Annotated in this window: 14 protein-coding genes and 1 riboswitch; of the genes, 8 read left to right on the top strand and 6 right to left on the bottom strand. The window is 68.4% G+C overall.

Annotated elements, in window-relative coordinates:
- Window positions 1–20: 20 nt before the first annotated feature.
- Window positions 21–2,498, bottom strand: coding sequence for an FUSC family protein (locus FAZ69_RS18870; RefSeq protein WP_136896609.1), 2,478 nt, complete (start codon window positions 2,496–2,498; stop codon window positions 21–23).
- A gap of 226 nt (window positions 2,499–2,724) precedes the next feature.
- On the opposite strand from FAZ69_RS18870, the gene recC reads away from it, so the two are divergent.
- From recC to arfB, 4 genes are read left to right on the top strand one after another with little or no spacing between them, the layout of a single operon-like run.
- On the top strand, window positions 2,725–6,177 hold the full coding sequence (recC, locus tag FAZ69_RS18865; RefSeq protein ID WP_136896862.1) for an exodeoxyribonuclease V subunit gamma: 3,453 nt from the start codon (window positions 2,725–2,727) through the stop codon (window positions 6,175–6,177).
- Window positions 6,174–9,968: an exodeoxyribonuclease V subunit beta gene (gene recB, locus FAZ69_RS18860; protein WP_136896608.1), complete on the top strand. Its 3,795-nt coding sequence runs from the start codon at window positions 6,174–6,176 to the stop codon at window positions 9,966–9,968. Before recC ends, recB begins: the two co-directional genes overlap by 4 nt.
- Window positions 9,965–12,157: an AAA family ATPase gene (locus FAZ69_RS18855; protein WP_136896607.1), complete on the top strand. Its 2,193-nt coding sequence runs from the start codon at window positions 9,965–9,967 to the stop codon at window positions 12,155–12,157. Before recB ends, FAZ69_RS18855 begins: the two co-directional genes overlap by 4 nt.
- A complete protein-coding gene (arfB, locus tag FAZ69_RS18850; RefSeq protein WP_136896606.1) occupies window positions 12,154–12,588 on the top strand; it encodes an alternative ribosome rescue aminoacyl-tRNA hydrolase ArfB in 435 nt (144 codons plus the stop codon). The genes FAZ69_RS18855 and arfB overlap by 4 nt, the downstream gene beginning before the upstream one ends.
- A gap of 142 nt (window positions 12,589–12,730) precedes the next feature.
- On the opposite strand, the gene FAZ69_RS18840 is transcribed toward arfB, so the two are convergent.
- The 5 genes from FAZ69_RS18840 to thiC all read right to left on the bottom strand — a co-directional run bounded on the left by FAZ69_RS18840 (window position 12,731) and on the right by thiC (window position 19,810).
- Window positions 12,731–14,011: a sensor domain-containing phosphodiesterase gene (locus FAZ69_RS18840; protein WP_136896604.1), complete on the bottom strand. Its 1,281-nt coding sequence runs from the start codon at window positions 14,009–14,011 to the stop codon at window positions 12,731–12,733.
- A gap of 371 nt (window positions 14,012–14,382) precedes the next feature.
- On the bottom strand, window positions 14,383–15,312 hold the full coding sequence (locus FAZ69_RS18835; protein WP_136896603.1) for a DMT family transporter: 930 nt from the start codon (window positions 15,310–15,312) through the stop codon (window positions 14,383–14,385).
- Between the two features lie 146 nt (window positions 15,313–15,458).
- Window positions 15,459–17,057 carry an L-lactate permease gene (locus FAZ69_RS18830; protein ID WP_136896602.1) on the bottom strand — a complete coding sequence of 533 codons (1,599 nt, stop codon included), beginning with the start codon at window positions 17,055–17,057 and terminating at the stop codon, window positions 15,459–15,461.
- Window positions 17,058–17,187: 130 nt separating this feature from the next.
- Complete coding sequence (locus FAZ69_RS18825) at window positions 17,188–17,649, bottom strand: hypothetical protein (RefSeq protein WP_136896601.1); 462 nt, start codon at window positions 17,647–17,649, stop codon at window positions 17,188–17,190.
- Window positions 17,650–17,878: 229 nt separating this feature from the next.
- The gene (gene thiC / locus FAZ69_RS18820; protein WP_136896600.1) at window positions 17,879–19,810 is read right to left on the bottom strand and encodes a phosphomethylpyrimidine synthase ThiC; all 1,932 of its coding nucleotides are present in this window, start codon (window positions 19,808–19,810) and stop codon (window positions 17,879–17,881) included.
- A 70-nt stretch (window positions 19,811–19,880) separates the two neighbouring features.
- Window positions 19,881–20,008, bottom strand: a riboswitch (TPP riboswitch).
- 159 nt (window positions 20,009–20,167) lie between these two features.
- On the opposite strand from thiC, the gene FAZ69_RS18815 reads away from it, so the two are divergent.
- The 4 genes from FAZ69_RS18815 to FAZ69_RS18800 all read left to right on the top strand — a co-directional run bounded on the left by FAZ69_RS18815 (window position 20,168) and on the right by FAZ69_RS18800 (window position 24,073).
- A complete protein-coding gene (locus FAZ69_RS18815; RefSeq protein WP_136896599.1) occupies window positions 20,168–20,662 on the top strand; it encodes a hypothetical protein in 495 nt (164 codons plus the stop codon).
- A 105-nt stretch (window positions 20,663–20,767) separates the two neighbouring features.
- Window positions 20,768–21,604 carry a DUF1223 domain-containing protein gene (locus FAZ69_RS18810; protein WP_136896598.1) on the top strand — a complete coding sequence of 279 codons (837 nt, stop codon included), beginning with the start codon at window positions 20,768–20,770 and terminating at the stop codon, window positions 21,602–21,604.
- 334 nt (window positions 21,605–21,938) lie between these two features.
- Window positions 21,939–22,637 (top strand): response regulator transcription factor, encoded by a 699-nt coding sequence (locus tag FAZ69_RS18805; protein WP_136896597.1) that lies wholly within the window; start codon window positions 21,939–21,941, stop codon window positions 22,635–22,637.
- Between the two features lie 56 nt (window positions 22,638–22,693).
- Window positions 22,694–24,073 carry a FecR family protein gene (locus FAZ69_RS18800; RefSeq protein ID WP_136896596.1) on the top strand — a complete coding sequence of 460 codons (1,380 nt, stop codon included), beginning with the start codon at window positions 22,694–22,696 and terminating at the stop codon, window positions 24,071–24,073.
- The last annotated feature ends 8 nt before the right edge of the window (window positions 24,074–24,081 follow it).

Genomic DNA, 24,081 nt, shown 5'->3' with positions numbered 1-24,081 from the left:
TCCGGGCTCTGCCCCCTCGACTATCCCGCCGGCAATGCTTCCTGCGGCAGCCGGATCACCCCCGCATCCTTGCGGATGAAACCCGACGCCGCGAGCATCTGCTTGCACTGATGCGCGAGCAGTTTCACTTCCTGCGCGAGCTCGGGCGACCCCGCCTCCGACTTCTCGACCTCCACCGCCATCAAATCCAGCTCGCGCGTGAGCTGCTTCGTGATCTCGGCCTGATCGGCGGGCGGCGGCTCGCCTGCGAGCGCTTGCGTCAGGTTTTCGCGGACCACGGACAACGCGCGCTGCAATGCCTGCAGACCGGCGCCTTCGTGTTGCGCGGTATTGCGCAAGAGCGGCGCCGCGGCGGTGATTTGCGAGGCGAGCACGTGGCTTTGCACGAGCAGGTCGTTGAGCTCGGCGACGAAATGCTGGTGCGCCTTCGGCTCGAGCATCATCCGCTGGAATGCCTGTCCGAGGTTGGCGAACGCGACGTGCATGTGCTTGCGCGCGAGCCGGTAGCGGAAGTCGCGCTCGTGCGCGGCGGCGGCCGGAGCGGCCGGCGGGGCTTTGAGCGCGGCGGCCGGTGACGCGGACGCATGCGAGGCGGGGACGGTGGAGCGCACGGGCACGTCCGTTGCTGTGGCGACGCCGGATGCACGCGCGCCGCCACTCGACAATGCGAGAGCACCCGCCTCGGATTCGAGCGCGTGAAGCTCGGCATCGGGTCCGGCCGCCGCGGGTTCCCCGGCGCCGCTCGTCTTCGCCATCCCCGACGGCATCGCGGCGGTTGCCGGCTTGCCCGCGCTCCACCAGCTCGCTTCGAGATATTGCCGGGTGGCCGAAACCATGTCCTTGACGAGCTTGCCCATCAGCCGGTATTCCCAATACGGGAACAGCCGGCTCGCGGCGATCGCGATCATGCAGCCGACGAAGGTGTCGATCGCGCGCTCGCCGATGATCCGCATGCTGCCCGGCGCGAGCAGATGGAACAGCAGCAGCACGTACGACGACGTGAACACGACACTCGCCGCATAGTTGAAGAGCAGCAGGCTGTAGCTCATCACCATCGACGCGAACATGATGACGAGCAGGATCGGCGGGTCTTTCACGAGCAGCATCAGCGCGATGCTCGCCGCGCAGCCGATCGCGGTGCCGACGATACGCTGCGCGTTGCGCTGCTTGGTCAGCGAGTAGCCGGGCTTCAGGATGATGATGCTCGTCATCACGATCCAGTAGGCGTTGGTGAGCGGCAGGAGGCGTCCGAGCCAGAAGCCGACGGCGACCGCGATCGTCACGCGCAGCGCGTGCCTGAAGCTCGGCGAGGCCATCGTCAGGTTCGAGAAGATCTGCCGGAACGGCACGCGGCGGCTCGAGATGAAGCGCGTGAGTGTCTGGTCGATGCGCATCTCGGTATGTGTCGGGGCCTCCTCGCTCGCGAGACTCTTCCTGATCTTGTCGATGAGACGCGTGGCGCTCCAGATGCGCCGGAACGTGGCCGACACCGCCGCGTATGCCTCCGGGTTCTTCTTCGGAAAATCGTGCTTGCGCATCAGCTCGAGCTCGAACTCGATCGCGCGCAGCTCGGCCTTCACGCTGATGCGCGAATGCGGCGGCCGGTTCTGCAGCACCGCGAGGCCGATCTCCTCGAGATCGCGCGCGGCTTTGCGGATCAGGTCGCGATAGAAGATCATCAGGTCCGAGCCGCCGAAGGTGTTGCGCACGAGCGGGTAGTCGGTGTGTGCGCCGACGAACAGGTCGTGCAGGTCGACGGAATTGATGAACAGGTTGAAGAGCACCGTGCGGCGCGGGTCGAGCTTGCCGCTCCTCAGCTTCGGCAGGTTGCGCAGCACGATGTCGCGCGCGGCGTCCTGCATCTCGACCACCGCGATCTGCTTCGCGACGAGGTTGCGATAGCACTCGTCGAGATCGCAGTCGAGGTCGTAGAAATCGGCGCGCGCGAGCAGGTAGTTCGCGCAGGCGAAGACACCCTCGGCCAGCGCCTGCTTTTCGATCCGGTAGGCCTGCCAGCGCGAGACCAGCGTCGCCCAATAGGTGTACCAGAGGCCGCCCGCGAGAATCCACAGCGCGTTGACGAGCGCCTCCATCGGCGTGAATTTATCTTCGAGCGTCACGACCATCATGAACAGCGTGGCGAAGCTGATCTGCGGCCAGCGGTTGCCGTACACGACGATCAGCGACAGCACGAAGGTGAGCGGCACGATGGCGGCCCAGAGCGCGAGCACGTTGAACGTGGCGAGGCCCGTGGCAAGCGCCGACAGGAAGCCGATCACGCTGCACGCGAGCATTTCGTTGTGCTTGTACTTGAGCGGGCCGGGCATGTCGACGACGCAGGCGCCGAGCGCGCCGGTCGCGATCGTGAAGCCGAGGTCCTGGTTCTTGAAGACGATCAGGCACAGGACGGCCGGCAGCGAGACGCCGACCGCGATGCGCAGCCCGCCGAAGAAGTACTGGCTATAGAGAAACTTTTTGATTTCGACGGAATAGCGCATCGCTTGAAAAGCAGGCAACGAAACCGGTAGTGCGAAGGAAAGGCCAAGGGACGCTTGGGGCCATATCCAGGATTGGCGTCGAGTCTAACGTATTTTGGCTGCGTGAAGACTCGGCCGGACGGCCGAGTTCTTGGCGCGAACGGCCTTTGCTATGCTTGCGCTTTCGATCGCCGTGCGCGGCTTGGCGCTGCCGTTTTTCGTGCGCCGCACGCTTTCCCAAAGGTCCATGCTCCAGCTTTTCTACTCGAACCGTTACGAGACTCTGGCTGACGCGCTGCTCGACGACTTGTCGGCGGCGCCGTCCGATCCCTGGGTCGCGCAGCAGATCATCGTGCCGAGCGCGGCGGTGCGGCGGCATCTCGAGCTCGATATCGCCGCGCGCCACGGTGTGTGCGCAAACGTGAATTTCAGCTATCTGGCGCAGTGGCTGTGGGCGCAGATCGGCGGCGTGATTCCGGTGCCCGAGGCGTCGCCGCTCGCGCCGGACAGGCTCGTGTGGCGCTGCTATCGCCTGCTCGGTCTCGATGCCGAAGAAGCCGGGTGGAACGCGTCGCCGCGCCTCGCGTCGTACCTCGCTGCCGCCGATGCGCCGATGCGCTACGAGCTCGCGCGGCGCGTGGCGGCCGTGCTCGATCACTACCTGACGTACCGGCCGGAATGGCTCGCGCACTGGCAGCAGGGCGGCTCGATCTTCGCGGCGGGCGGCGATGCCGCCGCGAGCATCGAGAGCCGCGGCCCCGCCTTGCGTGGCGCGAGCGGCACGGCGCGCGAGGACGAGCGATGGCAGGCGGCGTTGTGGCGCGCGCTGCTCGCCGAGCTGGGCGGCGGGACGGATGCGAAATCGCTGGCCGTGGCCACGCCGCCTGCGTACCGCTTTCTTGCCGAGGCGCGCTCGCTCGATCTCGATGCCGTGATGCGCGCGCGCTGGCCGGAGTCGGTCCACGTGTTCGCGCTGCCGACCATGCCGCCGCTTCACATCGCGTTGCTGCGCGAGCTGTCGCGCTGGATCGACGTGCGCGTCTATGCGATGAACCCGTGCCGCCAGTTCTGGTTCGACATCGTGAGCGTCGGCCGCCTCGAAGCGCTCGATGCGGCCGGCCAGCTCGACTATCAGGAAGTCGGTCATCCGCTGCTCGCGGAGTGGGGCCGGCAGACGCAGGCGCAACTGCACATGCTGCATGAGCTGACCGAGAGCGCGGCGTCGGCGGAAGCCACGCGCTTTGCCGAGAACCCCGCGCCGACGTGGCTCGCGAAGATGCAGAATGCGATCCTGGATTTGGAGACGGAGACCGCTGACGATGACGCAGGCGTCGAGCGCGGCATCGAAGTCCATGTCTGCCACAGCTTGTCGCGCCAGCTCGAAGTGCTGCACGACCGTCTGCTCGGCTGGTTCAACGAGTTCGACGATCTCGTGCCGTCCGACGTGCTCGTTGCGTGTCCCGATCTTGCCGCGGCCGGGCCGCTGATCGATGCGGTGTTCGGCACGACATCCGCGGGCGAAGGCTCGCCTGACGCGGCCCGGCGGATGGACGCCCCCGGTATCGACCGCCGCGGTATCGACCGCCGCCGCATTCCCTATCGGATCACGGGTCTGCCGCCGTCGCAGGCGAATCCCGTGGCGCGCGTGCTGCTCGATTGGCTCTCGCTTGGCGAGCGCAGCGTGAGCGCGCCCGAGCTCGTCGAATGGCTGCGCGTCGACGCGGTGGCGGCGCGCTATGGAATCGACGCGGCGGCGCTCGAGACCGCGCAGGAATGGCTTGCCGCCGCGGGCGCGCGACGCGGCCTCGCACCCGAAGCACCTGTCGACGAGGCGGTGCCCGTCGCGCGCCACACGTTCTCCGACGCGCTCACACGGCTCTTTCTCGGCTACGCGATGCCCGAGGGCGGCGAGCCTGTCGACGCATGGCTGCCGGTCGAAGGCGCGAGCGGGTCGGAGGGCGAGCTGCTTGGGCGGCTCGCGCGCTTTGTCGACGATCTCGACGGCTTTGCGGGCCGCACGTCGGGGTCGCTCGCGCCGCAAGCGTGGGGTGAGCTGCTGCTCGACGCGCTCGCGCGTTTTTTCGACCCGGGCATTCCGTTCACCGACGCGCTCGCCGACGTGCGCGACGCCATCAACGCGCTCGTCGGCGTGATGCGCGAAGGGGCGCAGGATGCCGAGCTGCCGGCCGCGGTCGTGCGCGCGGCGCTGACCGAAGCGCTCGACGACCCGGCGCGCGGCGGCGTGCCGTGGGGCGGCGTGACGTTCTCGTCGCTCACGAGCCTGCGCGGCCTGCCGTATCGCGTGGTCTGCCTGATCGGCATGGACGACGGCGTGTTGCCGTCGCTCGCGCGCGCCGACGAGTTCGACCTGATGGCCGAGTTCGGCAAGCTCGGCGACCGGCAGCGGCGCGACGACGAGCGCAACCTGTTTCTCGACCTGCTGCTCGCCGCGCGCGAGCGCCTCTTCATCGCCTACACCGGACGCAGCATTCGCGACAACGCGGCGCTGCCGCCCGCCGCGCTCGTCGATGAGTTGCTCGACCATCTCGCCACGGTGTCGGCGGGGCCGGAAGCATCGCCTGCCGAAGTCGAAGAAGCGCGCCGCGCCTTTATCGTCGAGCATCCGCTGCAGCCGTTCGCAGCCGAGTATTTCGACAGCCGGAGCGGGCTCTTCACCTACGACGCGGAGCGCGCCGTGCTGGCCGAGCGGATGGCTAGCCGCGAGAGGACCCGCCTCGCGCCGTTCTTCGCCGAGCCGCTGCCGCTCGAGGCTGCCGATTCCATCGCTTTCGACGAGTTCGAGCGTTTCTGGCGGCATCCCGCGCGTGCGCTCCTGCGCGACCGGCTGGGCATCGTGCTGGCCGATACGCAGGGCGAGCTGATCGACATGGAGCCGTTCGAGCTCGACTATGCCGGGCGCGATGCGCTGGCCGGCCGCTTGCTGCCGCCGCTGCTCGAAGCGGACGGCGACACCGTCGCCGCACGCGTGCAGCGCGTGGCCGAAGCGAGCCCGGAATTGCCCGGCGGTGCGACGGGGGCCGTCTGGCGCAGCCGCGAGCTGGGCGCGTTGAGGCGGCTCGCGGATAACGTGCGCAGTGAGCTCGCGGCGGGCGTCGAGCGTTTGCCGTTCGTGCTCGACGTGAAACCGCGCTGGCCCGAAACCGAGGGTGTCGCGATTTTCGGCAGGCACGACGCCGCCCTGCGCGAGGCCGTCGAAGCGGCGCCTGCGCCGCTCGCGCTGCACGGCACGCTGAACCTCCTCACCGAAACCGGACAAGTGATCTTCCGCTACGCAAGCCCGGCCGCGCGCGACTACCTTTCGGCGTGGCTGGCGCACCTCGTCTATTGCGCGGTTCGGCCGGACGGGCCGCGCCGCACCGTCTGGCACGGCAGCAAGGAAAGCTTCGAGCTGACGCCGGTCGCGGCGCCCGTCGAAGAACTTGCGCCGCTCGTCGCGCTGTTCCAGACGGGCCGTTCACTGCCGCTCGCGTTCTTTCCGAAGAGCGCGTGGGCCAAGGTCAGCAAGGGCGATTCGGATGCGTTCAGCGCCTGGATCAACGACCGCGTGCGCGGCGAATCGGACGATCCCGCTTTGCGCATCGCGTGGCGCGGCGCGAACCTGTCGCTCGACGAGCCGTTCGGCACGCTCGCCCGCCTCGTCTTCGAGCCGCTCGTCCGGCATCTGAGGAGCGGCTCATGAGCGCAGCGCATTTCACGCCGGCCGCATCGCCCGTGCGGGAGCTCGATGTGTTCGCCTGCGAGCTCGACGGCGTGAATCAGATCGAGGCGTCGGCGGGCACGGGCAAGACCTGGAACATCTGTGCGCTCTACGTGCGCCTGTTGCTCGAGAAGAATTTCAACGCCGACCAGATCCTCGTCGTCACGTTTACGAAGGCGGCGACGGCCGAGCTGCATGAGCGCATTCGCGGCCGGCTCGCGGAGCTGGAGCGCGCGATCGAGACCGGCGAGCACGGCGGCGATCCGTTCGTCTTGCGCCTCTTCGAGACGACGCTCGCAGCCGATGGCGGCATCGAGCGCGAGGCGGCGAAGAAGCGCGTGCGGCGCGCGCTGCGCACCTTCGACCAGGCGGCGATTCACACGATCCACGCGTTCTGTCAGCGTGCGCTGCAGGAAGCGCCGTTCGCCGCCGCGATGCCGTTCGCGTTCGAGATGGAGGCCGACGATGCGCCGCTGCGCTTCGAACTGGCCGCGGATTTCTGGCGCGAACGCGTCGAGCCCGTGGCGGCGGCGCATCCTGCGTTCGCGTCGTGGCTCGTCGCCAGGCGCGCGGGCCCGGCATCGCTCGACGAACAGCTGGCGCGCCGCTTGAAGAAGCCGCTTGCGCAATTGCGCTGGGGCGGGGCGGATGCCGATGCGGCGCTGTCGGCGGCGTCGAGCGCGCAAGCGCGCTTCGACACGGCAAGCGCGCTCTGGCAAGCGGAGCGCGACGCCATCGTGAAGCTTCTGGACGCCGTCCAAGCCGGGCTCAGCAGGACCTCGCACAAGCCGGAAGCGGTGAGTGCGGCAATCGAAGCCTGGTCCGCCTATTTCGAAGAAGGCGATTGCCATGCGGCGCCCCCGCGCGCCGCGCTGAAGCTGACGGCGACAGCGCTCAAGAAGGCGACGAAGGTCAAGTTCACGCCTCCTGAGCACGAATTTTTCACGCTCGCCGACGAACTGACGGCGGCGCTCGACGCCGCCGAAGCCGCGCACCGCGCACGCTGGCTCGGCCTCATCGCGGCGTGGCTCGACGAGGCGCCACGATCGCTCGCCGCGATGAAGCGTACACGGCGCGTCGTTTCGTTCGACGATCTGCTCTCGAACCTATATGGCGCGCTTGCCGCGCATCCGTGGCTCGCCGACGCGCTGCGCAAGCGCTATCCAGCCGCCCTCATCGACGAATTCCAGGACACCGATCCGCTGCAGTTTGCGATCTTCGAGCGGATCTTCGCGCAGGGGCCGAGTACGCCGGGGCCGCTGTTCCTGGTCGGCGATCCGAAGCAGGCGATCTACAGCTTCCGCGCCGCCGACCTGCATACCTATCTGGCGGCACGCGCGTCGGCCTCGGCGCGCTATACGCTGGCGGTCAACCAGCGCTCGACGCCGCCGGTCGTCGAGGCGTGCAACCGGATCTTCGGCGCCAACCCGCACGCCTTCGTGCTCGATGGGCTCGACTATCAGCTGGTGCGCCCGGGCTCGCGCGAGCGGCCACCGCTCGTCGATGCGGCGCAAGGAGCGGCAGGTGCGGGCGACTTCCGCGTTTGGCTGCTGCCCCAAGGCGACGCCGTGCTGCAAAAGCGCGAAGCCCAACGGCAGGCGGCGGAGGCTTGCGCGGCCGAGATCGTGAGGCTGCTGCGCGGGGCGCGCTCAGGTGAAGTGACGATCGGCGGCGCGCCGCTGCCGCCCGCCCGGATCGCCGTCCTCGTGCAGACCCACAAGCAGGGCAGCCTCGTGAAGCGCGTGCTGGCGGCGTGGGGCGTCGGCAGCGTCGAGCTGGCGCAGGCATCGGTGTTCGCGACGCTCGACGCCGAGCAGCTCGAGCGCGTGCTGGCCGCAATCGATACGCCCGGCGACCTGCGGCGCGTGCGCGCCGCGTTGGCAACGGACTGGTTCGGGCTCGATGCCGCGGCGCTCTGGCGTCTCGAACAGGCGGCCGATGCCTCCGGCGCCGCACAGTCTTTCGAGTCTTCGGCGACGGCGGATGCTGCCGAAGACGCCATGGGCTGGGTCGAGCGCTTCTCGCGCTACCGCGCGCTGTGGCACGAGCGCGGTTTTGCGCTCATGTGGCGCACGCTGATGCGCGAGCTGCGCGTGGGCGAGCGGCTGGTCGCGCTCGCCGACGGCGAGCGGCGCCTGACCGACGTCAATCACCTGGCCGAGCTCGTGCAGGCGCGCGCGGCCACCCAGCCCGGCATTGCGCCGACGCTGCGCTGGCTTGCCGCGCAGCGCGAAGCGGGCGGCGGCGAGGACGCGCAGTTGCGGCTCGAGTCGGATCGCAACCTCGTGCAGATCGTGACCGTCCATAAATCGAAGGGGCTCGAGTATGCGGTCGTGTTCTGCCCGTTTCTCAATGACGGCGCGTTGCGCGAGCCGCCTGCGTCCGGCTTGCCCGATGCGCGCGAATACCACGACGAGGCCGGCCTCGCCGTGCTGCACTATGGCTGCGACGGCGCAGAGGCCGAGCGCGCCGAACGCGATGCCGCGCGCGAGCAGGCGGCCGAGCGCGCGCGGCTCGTCTACGTGGCGCTCACGCGGGCCGTGTATCGCTGCTATCTGGTGGCAGGCGCCTATCTGTCGTCGCGCTCGACGAAGGAGTCGCGCCGCAGCGTGCTGAACTGGCTCGTCGCGGGCGGCGATCGCACGTTCGACGACTGGCTCGCCGACCCGCCCGACGAGGGCGCGCTCGCCGAGCGTTGGCTTGCGCTGCGCGGCGGCCCGATCACGCTGGCGCCGTTGCCCATGCCGGTGCAGCGCGAGCCGCTGCAAAGCGAACGCGCCGACGGCCGGCATCTGTCCGCGCGCGCGAGCCGGCGAGCGTTGCATGATGCGTGGCGGATCGCGAGCTTCAGTTCGCTGATTGCCGCTGGCGCGCGTCACGAGGCGGGCGGCGCCGGGCCCGATGAGGCGCGTCCCGATCACGACGAGCTGGCCGAGGCGGCGGCGCTGGCGCGTTCGGCCGATGCCGTGCTCGAAGGCGGGGAGCCAGGACCAGCGCAAGTTGCGTTGCCGGCCTTCGGCACGCGCGATCTTCCAGCCGGCGACATCCTCGCTTTCCCGCGCGGCGCGGCAGCGGGCGAGTGCCTGCACCGGCTGTTCGAATTGGCCGACTTCTCCGATCCCGCGAGCTGGCCGCAGGCGATCGAGCGCGCGTTGCGCGAGCGTCCGGCGCCGGCTGCACAGGACGAAGCTCGGCGGCTGCCGGCGATGATGGCGCAGCTCATGGCCGATGTCGTCGCAACCGAGCTCGTGCCCGGCATGACGCTCGCCGCGCTGAACCCCGAGCGCCGGCTCAACGAGCTGGCGTTCCTGTTTGCCGCGCCGGCGCTCGATTTCGCGGCGCTGCGGCGCCTGCTCGCCGCCAACGGCTATCCGGACACCGCGCTCGAAGCGGGTGCGCTTTCCGGTTTCGTCAAGGGATTCATCGACATGATCGTCGAACACGACGGCCGCTATTGGATCGTCGACTGGAAGTCGAACCATCTCGGCACCGCGCCCGAGCAGTACGGCGCGGCGGCGCTCGACGCCGCGATGGCCGAGCACGCGTACCACCTGCAGGCGCTCATCTACACGGTCGCGCTGCATCGCTACCTGAAGACGCGCAAGGCGAACTACGACTACGACGCGCACATCGGCGGCTACCTGTACCTGTTCGTGCGCGGCGTGCGGCCCGCATGGCGCGACGGCGCAGGGCCGGCGGGCGTGCATGCGCGCACGCCGGCCCGTGCGCTCGTCGAAGCGCTCGATGCGGTGATGGGCGGGGGGAGGGTATGAGCAACCTCGACGCTCCCATCGACTTCGGCACGACTCTCGCGGAGGGCTTCGCGCGCCGCATCGGCGCGCTGTCGCGCCGGCTCGGGGCTGACACCGCCAGCGTGCGCTGGGCGCAGCGCGCCGCGTTCGCGGCAAGCCGCGCGACGAGCGCAGGGCACGTCTGCGTGCCGCTCGCGAGACTCGCGCGCCGCTACGGCGATACGCCCGCCAATGCGCGGGCGGCGCTGCTGGCGAGCGGGGTCGTATCGAGCGGCGAGGAGGACGCGGCGGCGCTGCGTCCGCTCGTGATCGACCAGTCCGGGCGCTTGTATCTCGCACGCTACTTCGATTACGAGCGGCGCCTGGCGGCGTCTCTCGTCGAGCACGTGGAGGCGCGCGAGCCGCGGGCTCGTCCGTCAGCCGCCGCGCAGGGAACCGGGGAGGGCGGCGCCGTTGCCGCCGACGCGCTGCGCTCGCGCGTGGCGCGCTACTTCGGCCCGCCGCAGGACGACGGGATCGACTGGCAGCGCGTCGCCGCCGTGGCCGCGCTGTCGGGGCGTCTCACGATCGTGAGCGGCGGCCCGGGCACCGGCAAGACGACGACGGTCGTCGGCGTGCTCGCCTGTCTCATCGACGAAAACCCCGCGCTGCGCATCGCGCTCGCCGCGCCCACGGGCAAGGCCGCGCAGCGCATGCAGGAGGCTTTGCTCGCGCAGTCCGGCAAGCTGCCCGAAGCGATCGCGATGCGCTTGCCGCAGACTTCGCACACGCTGCACCGGCTGCTCGGCTCGGGGCCGCGAGGGCGCTTCCGGCATCACCGCGGCAATCCGCTGCCGTACGACGTGGTGGTGGTCGACGAGGCGTCGATGATCGACGTCGCGATGGCAGTGCACCTCGTCGACGCGCTCGCCCCCGAAACACGTCTCGTGATGCTCGGCGACAAGGATCAGCTTGCGGCCGTCGAAGCCGGGGCAGTGTTCGCGGAGCTGAGCGCTCGGCCCGCGTTCAGCGCGGCCGGCGCCGCGCGCATCGCGCAGGCATTGGGGATCGACGAAGCACGCTTCGCCGAGGCCCTGGCGAACGACGGCGAGGCGGCGCTCGAGCCACACGCGGCGGACGATTCGACGGCGGCGGCCGATGAGGCTGCCGCCGTCGAATTGTCCGCGCCGCCGGTGCTGGACGACGAGGCGTACTTCGCCATCCTGGACGATAGCGGAGCGCTCATCTGGATCGACGAGCCGGGCGCGTTGCCCGGCGGTGGCGGCATGCGGGATCGAGCGGGCGGGCAGGCCGCCTGTGCTTCGGATGTCGAATCGTCGAGTGGCTCGCCGCTGCCCTCCACGGCCTCCACACCGCTGACCGACTGCGTCATCTGGCTCGAACGCAATTATCGCTTCGGGCTCGATTCGCCGATCGGCAGATTGTCCCTGGCGATCCGGCGCGGCGATGGCGATGCGGCCCTCGGCGCGCTGACGCTCGACCCCGAGGCTCCCTGCGCCGCGGCGCTTTACGAAGACGCGGGCGCGGCGCTCGCCGAGCCCACCGTGGCGCGTCTCGCCCAAGGTTTCGCGCCGTACGCGCAGGCGCTCGCCGATGCCTTGGCGCAACCCGCCCCCGACCCCGCGCCGCTCTTCGACGCGCTGAACTGCTTCCGCGTGCTGTGCGCAACGCGCGCGGGCTCGCGCGGCGTCGATCGGTTGAACGCGTTGCTGGCCGCGCACGTGCGGCGTGCGGCGAAGGTGACGCTCGGCGTGGGCGCCAGCTGGTTCGCCGGCCGCCCGGTAATGGTGACGCGCAACGACTACGCGCTGGGGCTCTTCAACGGCGACATCGGCGTCGCGCTGCCCGCGGCGGGAGCCGGCTCCGAAGGCGCGTTGCGCGTCTATTTCCGCGCCACGGACGGCAGCCTGCGCGCCGTATCGCCCGCCGCGCTGCCGCCGCACGATACGGCATTCGCGCTGACAGTCCACAAGTCGCAGGGCTCCGAGTTCGATCACGCGGTGCTGGTGCTGCCGGGGGCGGCGAGCCGCGTGCTCTCGCGCGAGCTGGTCTACACGGCGGTGACCCGCGCGCGCCGCGCGGTGCAGGTGATCGGCTCGCGCGCGGTGCTCGCCCAGGCGATCGCCACGCCGACGCAGCGCGACTCCGGCCTCGCCGCGCGGATGGCCGCCCCGCGCATCGCCGCAACGCTGCGGGAGCGGCAGTCATGACGATCTGCGGGGCGGCCATCCGCGGGGCGGCCATCCGCTATAGCCTCCTGCCCGGCGAGATCGAGTTGACCGCGGTTCGCGCACAAGGCGCGGGCGGGCAAAACGTCAACAAGGTGTCGAGCGCGATCCACCTGCGCTTCGACATTCGCGCGTCGTCGTTGCCCGATGTCTTGAAGATGCGGCTGCTCGCGCTCTCCGATCACCGGATCACGCGCGACGGCGTCATCGTCATCAAGGCGCAGGAGCACAGGACCCAGGAGATGAACCGCGCGGCCGCGCTGGCGCGGCTCGACGAGCTGATCCGCAGCGTGAGCGTGACGCACCGCGCGCGCATCGCGACCAAGCCGACGCGTGCGTCGATGGGGCGGCGCCTCGATGCGAAAACGCGTCGCGGCGCGATCAAGGCAGGGCGCGGCCGCGTGACCGAGTGAGTCTTGAGTGCCCCCAGACCTGTCGCTGCGCGCCAGGCTCCCCGAGGGGGGCAATCCCACAAGGGGACTTCCTTCGGGGCGGAAAACTTGGGGCGGCCCGGCGTTTTCTTGAGAGCGGTGTCGAATGAAAGCGCCGTGCGCGTCAGTTCCCGGCCGCATGAACGGGGGTATGCGCTTCCATCATGAAATCGACGCAGAACACGTCGAGCGCGCCGTTCAGCGTGATGGCCACGGCGGCCGTATAGCAATCCTTGCCGTCCGACGGCGAGAAGTGCGGGCCCATCACCGCGACGCGTCCCGGCGATGCAAGCGCGCGCTTGAAATAGCCGCGCCGTGACCAGTTGCTGTGAATGTCGGGATAGAGCGGCGCGAGGCGTTCGGGCCGCGACGCGCCGGCCGCGGCGATCGACGGCCGCTGCTGCTCGCCGTGCGCGTCGATGACGAACACGCGCCGCGCTTCGGGCACGCGAAACGCGAATTCGGCCGCCTGCGCGAGGTCGCCCGAGGCCTCGTAGACGCGCGCCCCGGCCATCACCGCTTCTTCGAAGCCCGCGCACGCGGGCGGTCTGCCGCCGCGATGCGCTTTGGCGCGCGCGTTGAAGCGCTGCCACATCGATTCGATCAGCGCCGGCGCGGCGGCGTTGGCCGCGTCGATCGACGCCTGCGGGCGGCCGAGCCAATAGCCCTGGACGAAATCGATGTCGGCGCTCATCAGCGTCATCAGCTCGCCCTCGGTCTCGACGCCCTCGGCCAGCACCATCGCGCCCGCGCGGTGCAGCATCGTGACGAGGTGCGTGACGAACTGATGGTCGCTCCCCGCGCTTGCGATGCGCGTGACGAGCGAGCGGTCGAGCTTCACGATGTCGGGCCGGAATTGCCAGACGCGATCGAAGTTCGAGAAGCCGGTGCCGAAGTCGTCGATGGCGATCAGGAAGTCGCGCTCACGCAGCGAGGCGATGGCGTGCGCGAGGAGCGCTTCGTCGTTGGCGGGCTGCTCGAGCACTTCGATCACGATGCGGCTGTGGGGCAAGCCGAAGTGTGCGCACAGCTCGTCGACGAAGGTGCGCTGTGGCCAGCCGATCTGGAAGAGGCGGGGCTGCGCGTTGACGAACAGCCAATCGGTCTTGGCGTCCTGCTCGGCGAAATTGGCGAAGTGCACGCAGCGCGTGAGCCGCTCGAGCGTGAGGGCGGCGCCGAGCGAATGCGCCTCGCCGAACAATTCCTCAGGCGTGATGGCGCGGCCGTCGGCTGCCGTCGCGCGCAAGAGCGCTTCGTAGCCGACGATGCGCTTGTGCGCGATCGACAGCACCGGCTGGAACGCCGTACGCAGCGTGACCGATTCGTGCGTCGCATACCATCCCGCCGCATCGCGTGCGAGCCTCGGCAGGAGGCCTGCGAGCGTCAGATCGCGTTTCGTGGTCATGGCGAGACCACGCAAACGAATAGATCGTACGAGACCACGCGAACCAGGAGGCGAGGCATGCCGGACTCCGCTGAAGCACTCGAATCGAGTGTAACAAAGCGAGCAAAACGATGTATCTCAGTGCGCGCCGGGCCGCCCCGAGCGCACTGAGAAGCCCCCTTGGGGGGCAGCTCACGTGTCGATCCGGAGTTAGCGCTTTAGCGCTTACTCCGGTCCCATGCAAAGCCAGTGAGCGTTGGGGGCGTTGATTCCAGGGTAAGTCCAGACTCGAGCGTCTATCTGTGCGATCGGGTACGGTGGCCGGGGATTGGCGGATGAGGGAAGGGTATTTCATGGCGCCGCATCGCATGCGCGGCGCCGGTCAAAAGCAATCAGGATGCTTTTCCTGTCTCCCGCCGCCACGGGATGCCCTTGATGAAGCCGGTGGCGAGCGCCGTGCCGAGGAGCACGATCGCGCAGCCTTCGAGCATCGCCGGGCTCACGCGCTCGGCGAGAAACAGCGCGCCCCAGAGAATCCCGAAGATCGGGATCACGAAGGTGACCGTCATCGCGCGGGCCGGGCCCGCCACATTGAGCAGATGGAAGTAGATGAAGTACGCGATGCCCGTGCAGGCCACGCCGAGCGCCAGCACGGCGCCCCACGCATGCAGCGAGACCGGCGCCGCGGGCCACGTGACGAGCGCGAACGGCACGAGCACGATCGTCGATCCGGTCATGCTGCCTGCGGCGAGCGTGAGCGCATCGACACCGCTCAGATGACGCTTCGTGTAGTTCGCAGCGATGCCGTAGCAGAGCGTCGCGCAGAGCGCGGCGGCAGCGGCCAGCGCGGTGGCCCACGGCGTCGCGGCGCCGCTGCCGTGCGGGGAGGCGATCTGGTCCCACACGAGCGTCAGCACGCCGGCGAAGCCGAGCGCGAGGCCGAGCGAGCGCGCCGCGTTCAAGCGGTCCTTGAGCCACACGTAGGCGACGAGCGCGCCCCAGAGCGGCGTCGTCGCATTGATGACCGACGTCACGCCCGCCGAGAGCGTCAGCTCGGCGAACGCGAACAGGCAAAACGGCGCGCCCGAATTGAGCACGCCGAGGATCACGAGCGGCCCCGCCCGTTGGCGCAGCATGCTCAACGCCTCGCGCGGCGGCTTGCGCGCGAACAGCAGGCCGAGCAGGAACAGTGCGCCGATCGCGACGCGCAGCGCCATCAACGGCGCCACGCCGAACTCGGTCACACCGACGCGGATGAATAAAAACGATGCGCCCCACAATGCGGCGAGCACCATCAGTTGGACTATGTTTTGGAGTTTCATCGAAGACGCGCTGCGAAGCGCTCGGGACAGGATGCGCACGCATCTTATCACCGGCTTCGCGCCGATATTTCACTGTGCGATGAAACAGCAAGAAACGGCAAATTCCGTTGGACAGGGGCGCAGACCGGTCCGATCGCGCGCGGAACTCAGTGCGGAATCATCCCCGTCAAGACGTTCTGCTGGAGCCACACGAGAACGCCGAGCACGATCGTGAGGAAGATCGAATGCTTGAACGTCTTCGCGAACACGACGCCTTCCTTGCCCTTGAGCTCGGTGGTCGCGACGCCGGTCGAGATGTTCTGCGGCGAGATCATCTTGCCCATCACGCCGCCCGACGAGTTGGTCGCCGCCATCAGCACCGGGTCCAGGTTCAACTGATGCGCGGCCACGACCTGCAGGTTGCCGAAGAGCGCGTTGCCCGAGGTGTCGCTGCCCGACAGGAACACGGCCACCCAGCCGAGGAATGCCGATACCAGCGGAAAGAGCGCGCCGACCGACGCCACGCCGAGGCCGAGCGTGTAGTTCAGGCCCGAGTAGTTCATCAGGTACGCGAGGCCGACGATGGTCGCGACGGTGAGAATGGCGATGCGCGTCTGCACCCAGGTATCGACGATTGCGCAGAAGAACTCGCGTACGGGGAGCCTGACGAGGAGCGCCGTGATGATCGACGCGACGAGGATCGCGGTGCCGGTCCCGAGCGGCTGGAAGTCCCAGACGGCGCCATAGGGCGTGTGATAGAGGGTGATGTAGACGGCCTTGTCGAGCCCCGGCCACGGCAGCTTGATATCGCCGATCAGGAAGACCTTCGCGATGGTCCAGACGATCACGACCGCCGACACCACGAGCCACGGAATCCATCCCTGCCAGCCACCGACCTCGCCGCGCGCCTCGCCGGCGCGATCGACGCTGACGGCGAACTGCGCATCCGCAGCGGGCTTCCAGACGCGCAGGAAGCCGATCGTGAGGATCAGCGAGACGAGCGACGAGAGCACGTCGGTCAGGCTGTAGTTGATGTAGTTCGAGGTGACGAACTGCGTGAGCGCGAAGCTCGCGCCCGAGACGAGCAGCACGGGCCAGATCCGCAGCATGTTGCGCAGGCCCGCGTAGACGGCGATCACGTAGAACGGCAGCAGGAGCGCAAAGAACGGCAATTGCCGGCCGACCATCTTGCCGAGCGCATCGACGGGCAGGTGCGTGACTGCGCCGAGCACCGTGATCGGCACGCCGAGTGCGCCAAATGCGACCGGCGCGGTATTGAAGATCAGCGTGAAGGTTAGGGCTTCGAGCGTCGGAAAGCCGAGCAGGATCAGGAGCGAGCTCGTGATCGCAATCGGCGTGCCGAACCCGGAGATGCCTTCGAGCAGCGCACCGAACGAGAAGCCGATGACGACGAGCACGACGCGCCGGTCGTTGGGCAGGTTGTCGATCATCCACATGCGGAACGCTGCGAAGCGGCCGGAGCGCTGCGCGATGTTGTAGAGCACGATCGCATTGAAGACGATCCACATCACGGGCCAGACGGCGAACACGGCGCCCGCGAAGACCGAGTCGAGCGCGAGGCCGAGCGGAAACTGCCAGAGCGCGACTGCGATGACGAGCCCGAGCACGAGGCCCGCGAGCGAGGCCTGCCATGCCGGCCGACGGGCCCAGCCGAGCAGGACGAGTACGAGTGCGATGGGAAGGACTGCGACGATGAACGACGGCAATAGCGCATTGCCGATGGGGGTAAGCAGTTGATGGAACATCTCGGCTCCTTCGTTGTTGTTCGATGCCGGGCGCGTGCTTGCGCTTCCAAGCATAGGAGCCGGGGCGGTTCAGTCAAGGCGGGTAAGTACGGCCTTAAAGAACAGAACACGCCCGCGCGGGGATGCCGGGCTAGCGATGCCCGTGCCAACCGCCGCCGCCGTGCCAGTAGCCGCCATGCCATCCGCCCCAGCAGCAGCCGCGCCCGCCCCACCAGCCTCCGAATCCGATCGAGACGGACGGACCCCACCAGTACGGGTAGCCGTAGTAAGCCGGGTAGGCGGGATAGTAGGCCGGGTAGGCCGGATAGTAGGCGGGATAGGCGTAGTAGCCGGGCACGTCGGCGACCGCGTATTGCGTTATGGCGGGCGCCGTGCTGTAGGTGGCGGGCGGAGGAGGCGGCTGGTTCGGTGGCGGAATGGACGCGGCGCCCGGCTGGGCGACGACCGGGACGGCTTGCTGCGTCGCCGCAGCCGGCACTGTCGTGTGGTAGCCGTAATAGCCGCCGTACGGGTCATAGCCGTAGGGTCCGTAGTAGCAGCCGGCCAATGACACTGCGCCGGCGAGCGCTGTTGCTGCAAGCTTGGTATTCATGAAATGCGCTTCCTGGAATCGATACGGCCTGGGCGCGGCACACCGTGCGATCACTGTACGCCAATGCGGAAGGGGCGGCGCGGCCGTTCGTTTTACGGATTGTTTCGGCGCAGGGTGTCCGCACGACAGGGAATCGCGCAACGCCGCGCGGCGAGACCACTACAAGCAAGCGCGCAGCAAAAAGCCCGCCGAAGCGGGCTTTTTGCCGGTCATGCGTCATGCGGAACGCTTACTGCTTCTGATAAATCTCCGCACCGCTCTTCACGAACTCGACGGCCTTCACTTCCATTCCCTTCTTGAGCGCCGCCTCATCCGACACGCCCTGCGCCGCCGCGAACTCGCGCACGTCCTGCGTGATCTTCATCGAGCAGAAGTGCGGACCGCACATCGAGCAGAAGTGCGCGACCTTCGCCGAATCCTTCGGCAGCGTTTCGTCGTGGAATTCGCGCGCCTTGTCCGGATCGAGGCCGAGGTTGAACTGGTCTTCCCAGCGGAACTCGAAGCGCGCCTTGGAGAGCGCGTTGTCGCGCACCTGCGCGCCCGGATGGCCTTTCGCCAGGTCCGCCGCGTGGGCCGCGAGCTTGTAGGTGATGATGCCTTCCTTCACGTCGTCCTTGTTCGGCAGGCCCAAGTGCTCCTTCGGTGTCACGTAGCAGAGCATCGCGGTGCCGAACCAGCCGATCATCGCCGCGCCGATGCCCGAGGTGATGTGGTCGTAGCCGGGGGCGATGTCGGTCGTGAGCGGCCCGAGCGTGTAGAAGGGCGCCTCGTCGCACCAGTCGAGCTGCAGGTCCATGTTCTCCTTGATGAGCTGCATCGGCACGTGGCCCGGACCTTCGATCATCACCTGCACGTCGTGCTTCCAGGCGATCTGCGTGAGCTCGCCGAGCGTCTTCAATTCGCCGAGCTGCGCATCGTCGTTGGCGTCGTAGATCGAGCCGGGACGCAGGCCGTCGCCGAGCGAGAAGCTCACGTCGTAGGCCTTCATGATTTCGCAGATCTCTTCGAAGTGCTCGTAGATGAAGCTTTCCTTGTGATGCGCGAGGCACCACTTCGCCATGATCGAGCCGCCGCGCGAGACGATGCCCGTCATGCGGTTGGCCGTGAGCGGCACGTAGCGCAGGAGCACGCCCGCGTGGATCGTGAAGTAGTCGACGCCTTGCTCGGCCTGCTCGATCAGCGTGTCGCGGAAGATTTCCCAGGTGAGGTCCTCGGCCTTGCCGTTGACCTTTTCGAGCGCCTGGTAGATCGGCACCGTGCCGATCGGCACCGGGCTGTTGCGGATGATCCATTCACGGGTTTCGTGGATGTGCTTGCCCGTCGAGAGATCCATCACCGTGTCGCCGCCCCAGCGGATCGCCCACGTCATCTTGTCGACTTCCTCGCCGATCGACGAGGTCACCGCCGAGTTGCCGATATTCGCGTTGATCTTCACGAGGAAGTTGCGGCCGATGATCATCGGCTCGCTTTCCGGGTGGTTGATGTTGGCGGGAATGATCGCCCGGCCGCGCGCCACTTCTTCTCGAACGAACTCGGGCGTGATCTCTTCGAGCGCGTTCGCGCCGAAGGCCGCGGCGCCGAACGCCTGGCCCGGGTGCTGGCGGCCCATCATCGCGGCGAGCTTCGCGCCGTTCGGGCCGCTCGCCTTCAGGCTCTCGAGGTACTCGGCGCGGCGCTGGTTCTCGCGGATCGCGATGAACTCCATCTCCGGCGTGATGATGCCGCGGCGCGCGTAATGCATCTGCGTCACGTTGGCGCCCGCTTTGGCGCGGCGCGGCGCGCGGTGCAGGCCGGGAAAGCGCAGTTGCGCGGTGGCGGGGTCGGCCGCGCGCTCGCGTCCGTATTGGCTCGACAGGCCCGGCAGCGTCTCGGTGTCGCTGCGCTCTTCGATCCAGCCCTGACGCAATGCGGGAAGACCCCGGCGTACATCTATCTCGATTTTAGGATCAGAATACGGGCCGGAAGTGTCATAGACGTAGATGGGGGGATTCTTTTCCCCGCCGAAGGCGGTCGGCGTATCGGCCTGGGAGATTTCGCGCATCGGCACGCGAATGTCGGGACGCGACCCGTTTACGTAGACCTTTCGCGAATTCGGCAGCGGCTCGACGGCTGCGGCGTCGACGTGTGCGTCGGCGGAAATGAATTTGGGGTTGGCGTTCATGCATATCTCCTGATGTGGGGTGCTAAGCAGGAGACGAGAGGAAGGCAGGGCGATTATGCGCGGTGAATTGCGGTGAAGCCCGTACGCTTCCCTGCGCTGGCATTATCCAGATCAGGTTCAAAGGGTATTTCTCACCCGCGCGACGCCATTGCTATGAACTTTTAGCTCTAGCGCAACACAGGACCCCCGCGTTAGCAGCGCACACGATACACCGGGTTGACGCCGGTTTGCAACCGGCGGACACGGCAAGCCGCGAGGCACCGATGCTTGACATCGTCCTAATTTCGAGATGACGGCGACAAAGAGGCAGTGAAGAGACCAATCAGCCGCGCAGCGGCAGTAAACCGGGAGTTCAAGATGAGCGCGCAGAACCTGTATCCCCTGACCATGCTTGGCGCCGCATTGGGGGCGGCGGCCGTTTTGACGATGCCGGCGACGTCGGCGGCGGGGCCGATGACGGGGCAGGGCGGCATCATCACGTTCGTCGGCCGCATCGTCGGGCCGAGCTTCGAGGTCAGCGCCGCGCCCATCGAACCGGTGACCGCGGCAGGCGGACCCTCGATCGCCGGCACGAGCCGCGGTCTCAAAGTCACGTTCGCGGCGCAGGCCGCCGGCGTGCCGCCCGCGGAGGTGTCGTTCATGGCCAACGATGCGGCGCGCTCGACGATCGGACCCGGCGCGAAGGACGACGTCGTGACGCGCTTCGTCGATCCGAAGGGACGCGCGTTCCCGTGGCAGCCGGGCGGGTATTACCACTTGCCGCCGAGCGGCGGGGTGCTGTCGCTGACGGCGCCGCGCGCCGACGAGAAGGGAGAGGCCAAGCCGATTACGCTGATCATGAGCTACGAATGAGCGGAGGCGGCTGTGTGGCCGCCCCCGTTTAAAAAAGCGCCGCGGCTGTCATCTCTTGCGCCTGTGCCCGACTAACGTACATCGCGCACGTGAGGGAGCTGCATCATGCATACCAGGACGAAGTGGATGAAGGGGCTCAGGGCGGCGCTGGCGGTTGCCCTGGCGGGACCGCTCGGTTTGGGGAGCGGCGCCGCGTCGGGCGGCGAGGCGTGCAGCGCGCACAGTCCGGCGCATCGCGTGGCGCTCGTCGAGCTCTACAGCAGCGAGGGATGCAGCAGTTGTCCGCCGGCCGACCGGTGGCTCAGCGGGCTGCGCGACAAGGGCATGGGTGCGGGCATGGTGCCGCTCGCGCTGCATGTCGACTACTGGAACAGCCTCGGCTGGACCGACCGCTTTTCGCAGCACCGCTTCACGGAGCGCCAAAAGAGCCTCGCCGCCTACGCTGGCGGCCATCTGATCTACACGCCGGAAGTGTTCGTCGCGGGCCGGGAACTGCGCGACTGGGGGGCGTCCGACAGCTTCGAGGCGCGTCTTCGCGAGTTGGCGGCCCAGCCCGCGCAAGCCGACGTAGCGATTACGCTCGCGCCGGCCGCCTCGCCATCGGCGGGCGCGCTCGGCGTCGATGCGCAATTCGCCGCCCGGCCCGGTGCGCCGCGCATGCTGAACGCCTACATTGCGGTCTATGAGAACGCGCTCAGCTCCGATGTCGACGCGGGAGAGAACCGTGGCGTGACGCTGCATCACGATCGCGTCGTGCGCGAATGGCTGGGGCCGGTGCCGCTTGCCGGCGGCCGGGTGCGGATTCGCCGCGACGTCGTGCTGACGGCGGATGCGGGCGCCGCCCGTGCGTCCGCGCCTGGCCGCTTCGGCGTGGCGGCGTTCGTCGAGGACGCGGCAACCGGCGAGGTGCTGCAAGCTGCCGATCTGCCGGCTTGCCGCTGACGGTGGCGCGGGCGCCAGCCCGGCACTTCTCACTTACCTTTCCTTTTCGATCTGACAATCTTTAAAAGATTCTGTTTTACGCGCTTCTTATACTGTGCGGTACGTCAATTTGCGCGCGTCGATGCCGTTAATGCATTGAAAAGCCGGCAAATTGCGGCGCGAGCCGATCAAAAAGCCGTCATTCGTTTTCGCTTACCCTTGAAAAAGGTGATTGCCACTGCGGCCGAAGGGCCGAAATCCGCATCATTTTTGAGATGATCCGGCGGCGAGCCGGAGAAGAGACGGGCGTGCAGACCGAAGAACGACGAAAAATGAAATTGTGGTGTGGGGTGCTATGAGAATCGCGGTACTGGATGATGATCCGGCGCAGACGGAATTCGTTTGTCAGACGCTGTCGGCGGCGGGGCATGTCTGTCATGCGTTCGCGGAAGGGCGCGCGCTGGTGCGGCAGCTGCGCCGCCAGACGTTCGATTTGCTCGTGCTCGACTGGAACGTGCCCGACATGTCCGGCGAGGAGGTGCTGAACTGGGTCCGGCAGAGCGTCTCCGAGCAGTTGCCGGTGCTCTTCATGACGAGCCGCAGCCGCGAGACCGACATCAGCTCGATGCTCAACACCGGCGCCGACGACTACGTCGTCAAGCCCGTGCCGGCGTCCGTGCTGCTCGCGCGCGTGGGCGCGCTCTTGCGGCGCGCGTACCAGCTCAGTCCGGCCGCCACGAAGGAAGTCTTCGGCGACTACGAGTTCGACCTGGGCGCGAAGAACGTGCTGGTGAAGGGCGCCGCAGTGAGTCTCACGCAAAAGGAATTCGAGCTCGCGCTGCTGCTGTTCCAGCATTTGAGCAGGCCGCTCTCTCGTGCGCACATCCTCGACGTGATCTGGAAGCAGGCCGCCGACATCCCCTCGCGCACCATGGACACCCATGTGTCGATGCTGCGCGCGAAGCTCGGGCTGCGTCCCGAGAACGGCTACCGGCTGATGCCGATCTACGGCTACGGCTACCGTCTCGAGCGCCTCGAGCAGGGGGGCGCGTGAGGCATGCGAGCCCGGCGGCGCAGGCGCCGCGGCGGCCCGCACGATACCGGCGCAGGGTGGCAATCGCTGCCGTGGCGGCGTCGCTGGCGGTGCTCCAGGCGCGGCCGGCTGAGGCGCGCCAGCCGCATGTGCCCACCGCGAGCGCTGCCGCCGCGCCCTATGTGACCCGGCCCGGCGATACGCTCATCGGCATCGCCGGACGCTATTTGCGCGACCCCGGTGACTGGCGGGCGCTGGCCCGCGGCAACCGCGTGTCCGAGCCACGCCACTTGCCTGCCGGCATGACGTTGCGGCTGCCGGTCGCGCTGCTCAGACGCGACCCGCTGACGGCGAGCGTCGTCGCCATGAGCGGGCCTGTCGAGCGGGCGTTCCGCGGTGGCCGTTACGTGCCGGCGACGGTCGGCGCGACGCTCGCCGAGGGCGACTGCGTGCGCACCGGCGACAACGGCTTCGTCACGCTCGAACTCGCGGACGGCTCGCACTTGTCGCTGCCGTCGAACACCGAGCTCGATCTCACTACGTTGCGGCAGACGGCGCTGGTCGGCACGACCGTGCGCCAGTTCGCGCTGAAGCGCGGCGAGGTCGACAGCCAGGTGACGCACGCGACGCACAAGGACGATCGCTTCCAGATCCGCTCGCCGTCGGTGGTGGCCGGCGTGCGCGGCACGCGTTTTCGCGTCGGCTACGACGACGCGCAGCAGGCGACGGCGGTCGAGGTGCTCGACGGCGCGGTGGGCGTCGCTGCCGCGGCTGCCAATGGCATTGGCAATGGCGGGCCGCAGCGCGACGCCTATGCGGCCGGGCAGCTCGTCGGCGCGCGTTACGGCAGCGTCACGCGGGCGAGTGGCGGCGTCGGCGGCCCGGTCGCGCTGCTCGGCGCGCCGGCCTTGCGCAATCCCGCCAAGGTCCAGGACGACAGCCAAGTCGCGTTCGACCTCGACCCGCTGGCGGGCGCCGGGCGCTATCGCGTGGAGATCGCGCGCGATGCGGGTGTGCTCGACGTCGTGCGCGACGCGCACGTCGACGCTCCGCACGCGTCGTTTGCCGATCTGCCGGATGGGACGTATTTCGTGCGTCTCTCCGCGATCGATACGAACGGGCTCCAGGGGCTGCCGCAGACCTATGCGTTCGAGCGGCGCTTGACGGGGCTCTCGGCCTCGGCGGCCCGGCGCCCCGGCAGCCACGATTACGAGTTCCGCTGGCTCGTGAGCCGCGCGGGCGAGCCGGGCGCCGCGACGCGTTTCCGCTTCGTGCTGGCGGCGGCACCGGACTTGCAGCATCCGCTCGTCGATCGCGTCGATCTCGACGCCGGGCATATCGTGGTCTCCGATCTGCCGGCGGGCGTCTACTATTGGACGGTCGTCGCCGAGCGGTTCGAGAACGGGAGGTTCTACGAAAAGGCCGGCGCTGTGCAGTCCTTTACTCTGGCTTACTAGGCTCGGCA

Source organism: Trinickia terrae, from assembly GCF_005144415.1.
In the GTDB taxonomy this organism is placed as follows: Bacteria; Pseudomonadota; Gammaproteobacteria; order Burkholderiales; family Burkholderiaceae; genus Trinickia_A; species Trinickia_A terrae.
This window is presented reverse-complemented; position numbering and strand designations above follow the sequence as displayed.

Bases quoted from the DNA above. Each gene is read 5' to 3' on its own strand.
- FAZ69_RS18815 (WP_136896599.1), top strand. From the start codon at position 20,168: ATGAGCGCGCAGAACCTGTATCCCCTGACCATGCTTGGCGCCGCATTG.
- recB (WP_136896608.1), top strand. From the start codon at position 6,174: ATGAGCGCAGCGCATTTCACGCCGGCCGCATCGCCCGTGCGGGAGCTC.
- FAZ69_RS18835 (WP_136896603.1), bottom strand. From the start codon at position 15,312: ATGAAACTCCAAAACATAGTCCAACTGATGGTGCTCGCCGCATTGTGG.
- FAZ69_RS18830 (WP_136896602.1), bottom strand. From the start codon at position 17,057: ATGTTCCATCAACTGCTTACCCCCATCGGCAATGCGCTATTGCCGTCG.
- FAZ69_RS18855 (WP_136896607.1), top strand. From the start codon at position 9,965: ATGAGCAACCTCGACGCTCCCATCGACTTCGGCACGACTCTCGCGGAG.
- FAZ69_RS18805 (WP_136896597.1), top strand. From the start codon at position 21,939: ATGAGAATCGCGGTACTGGATGATGATCCGGCGCAGACGGAATTCGTT.
- recC (WP_136896862.1), top strand. From the start codon at position 2,725: ATGCTCCAGCTTTTCTACTCGAACCGTTACGAGACTCTGGCTGACGCG.
- arfB (WP_136896606.1), top strand. From the start codon at position 12,154: ATGACGATCTGCGGGGCGGCCATCCGCGGGGCGGCCATCCGCTATAGC.
- FAZ69_RS18840 (WP_136896604.1), bottom strand. From the start codon at position 14,011: ATGACCACGAAACGCGATCTGACGCTCGCAGGCCTCCTGCCGAGGCTC.
- thiC (WP_136896600.1), bottom strand. From the start codon at position 19,810: ATGAACGCCAACCCCAAATTCATTTCCGCCGACGCACACGTCGACGCC.
- FAZ69_RS18825 (WP_136896601.1), bottom strand. From the start codon at position 17,649: ATGAATACCAAGCTTGCAGCAACAGCGCTCGCCGGCGCAGTGTCATTG.
- FAZ69_RS18810 (WP_136896598.1), top strand. From the start codon at position 20,768: ATGCATACCAGGACGAAGTGGATGAAGGGGCTCAGGGCGGCGCTGGCG.
- FAZ69_RS18870 (WP_136896609.1), bottom strand. From the start codon at position 2,498: ATGCGCTATTCCGTCGAAATCAAAAAGTTTCTCTATAGCCAGTACTTC.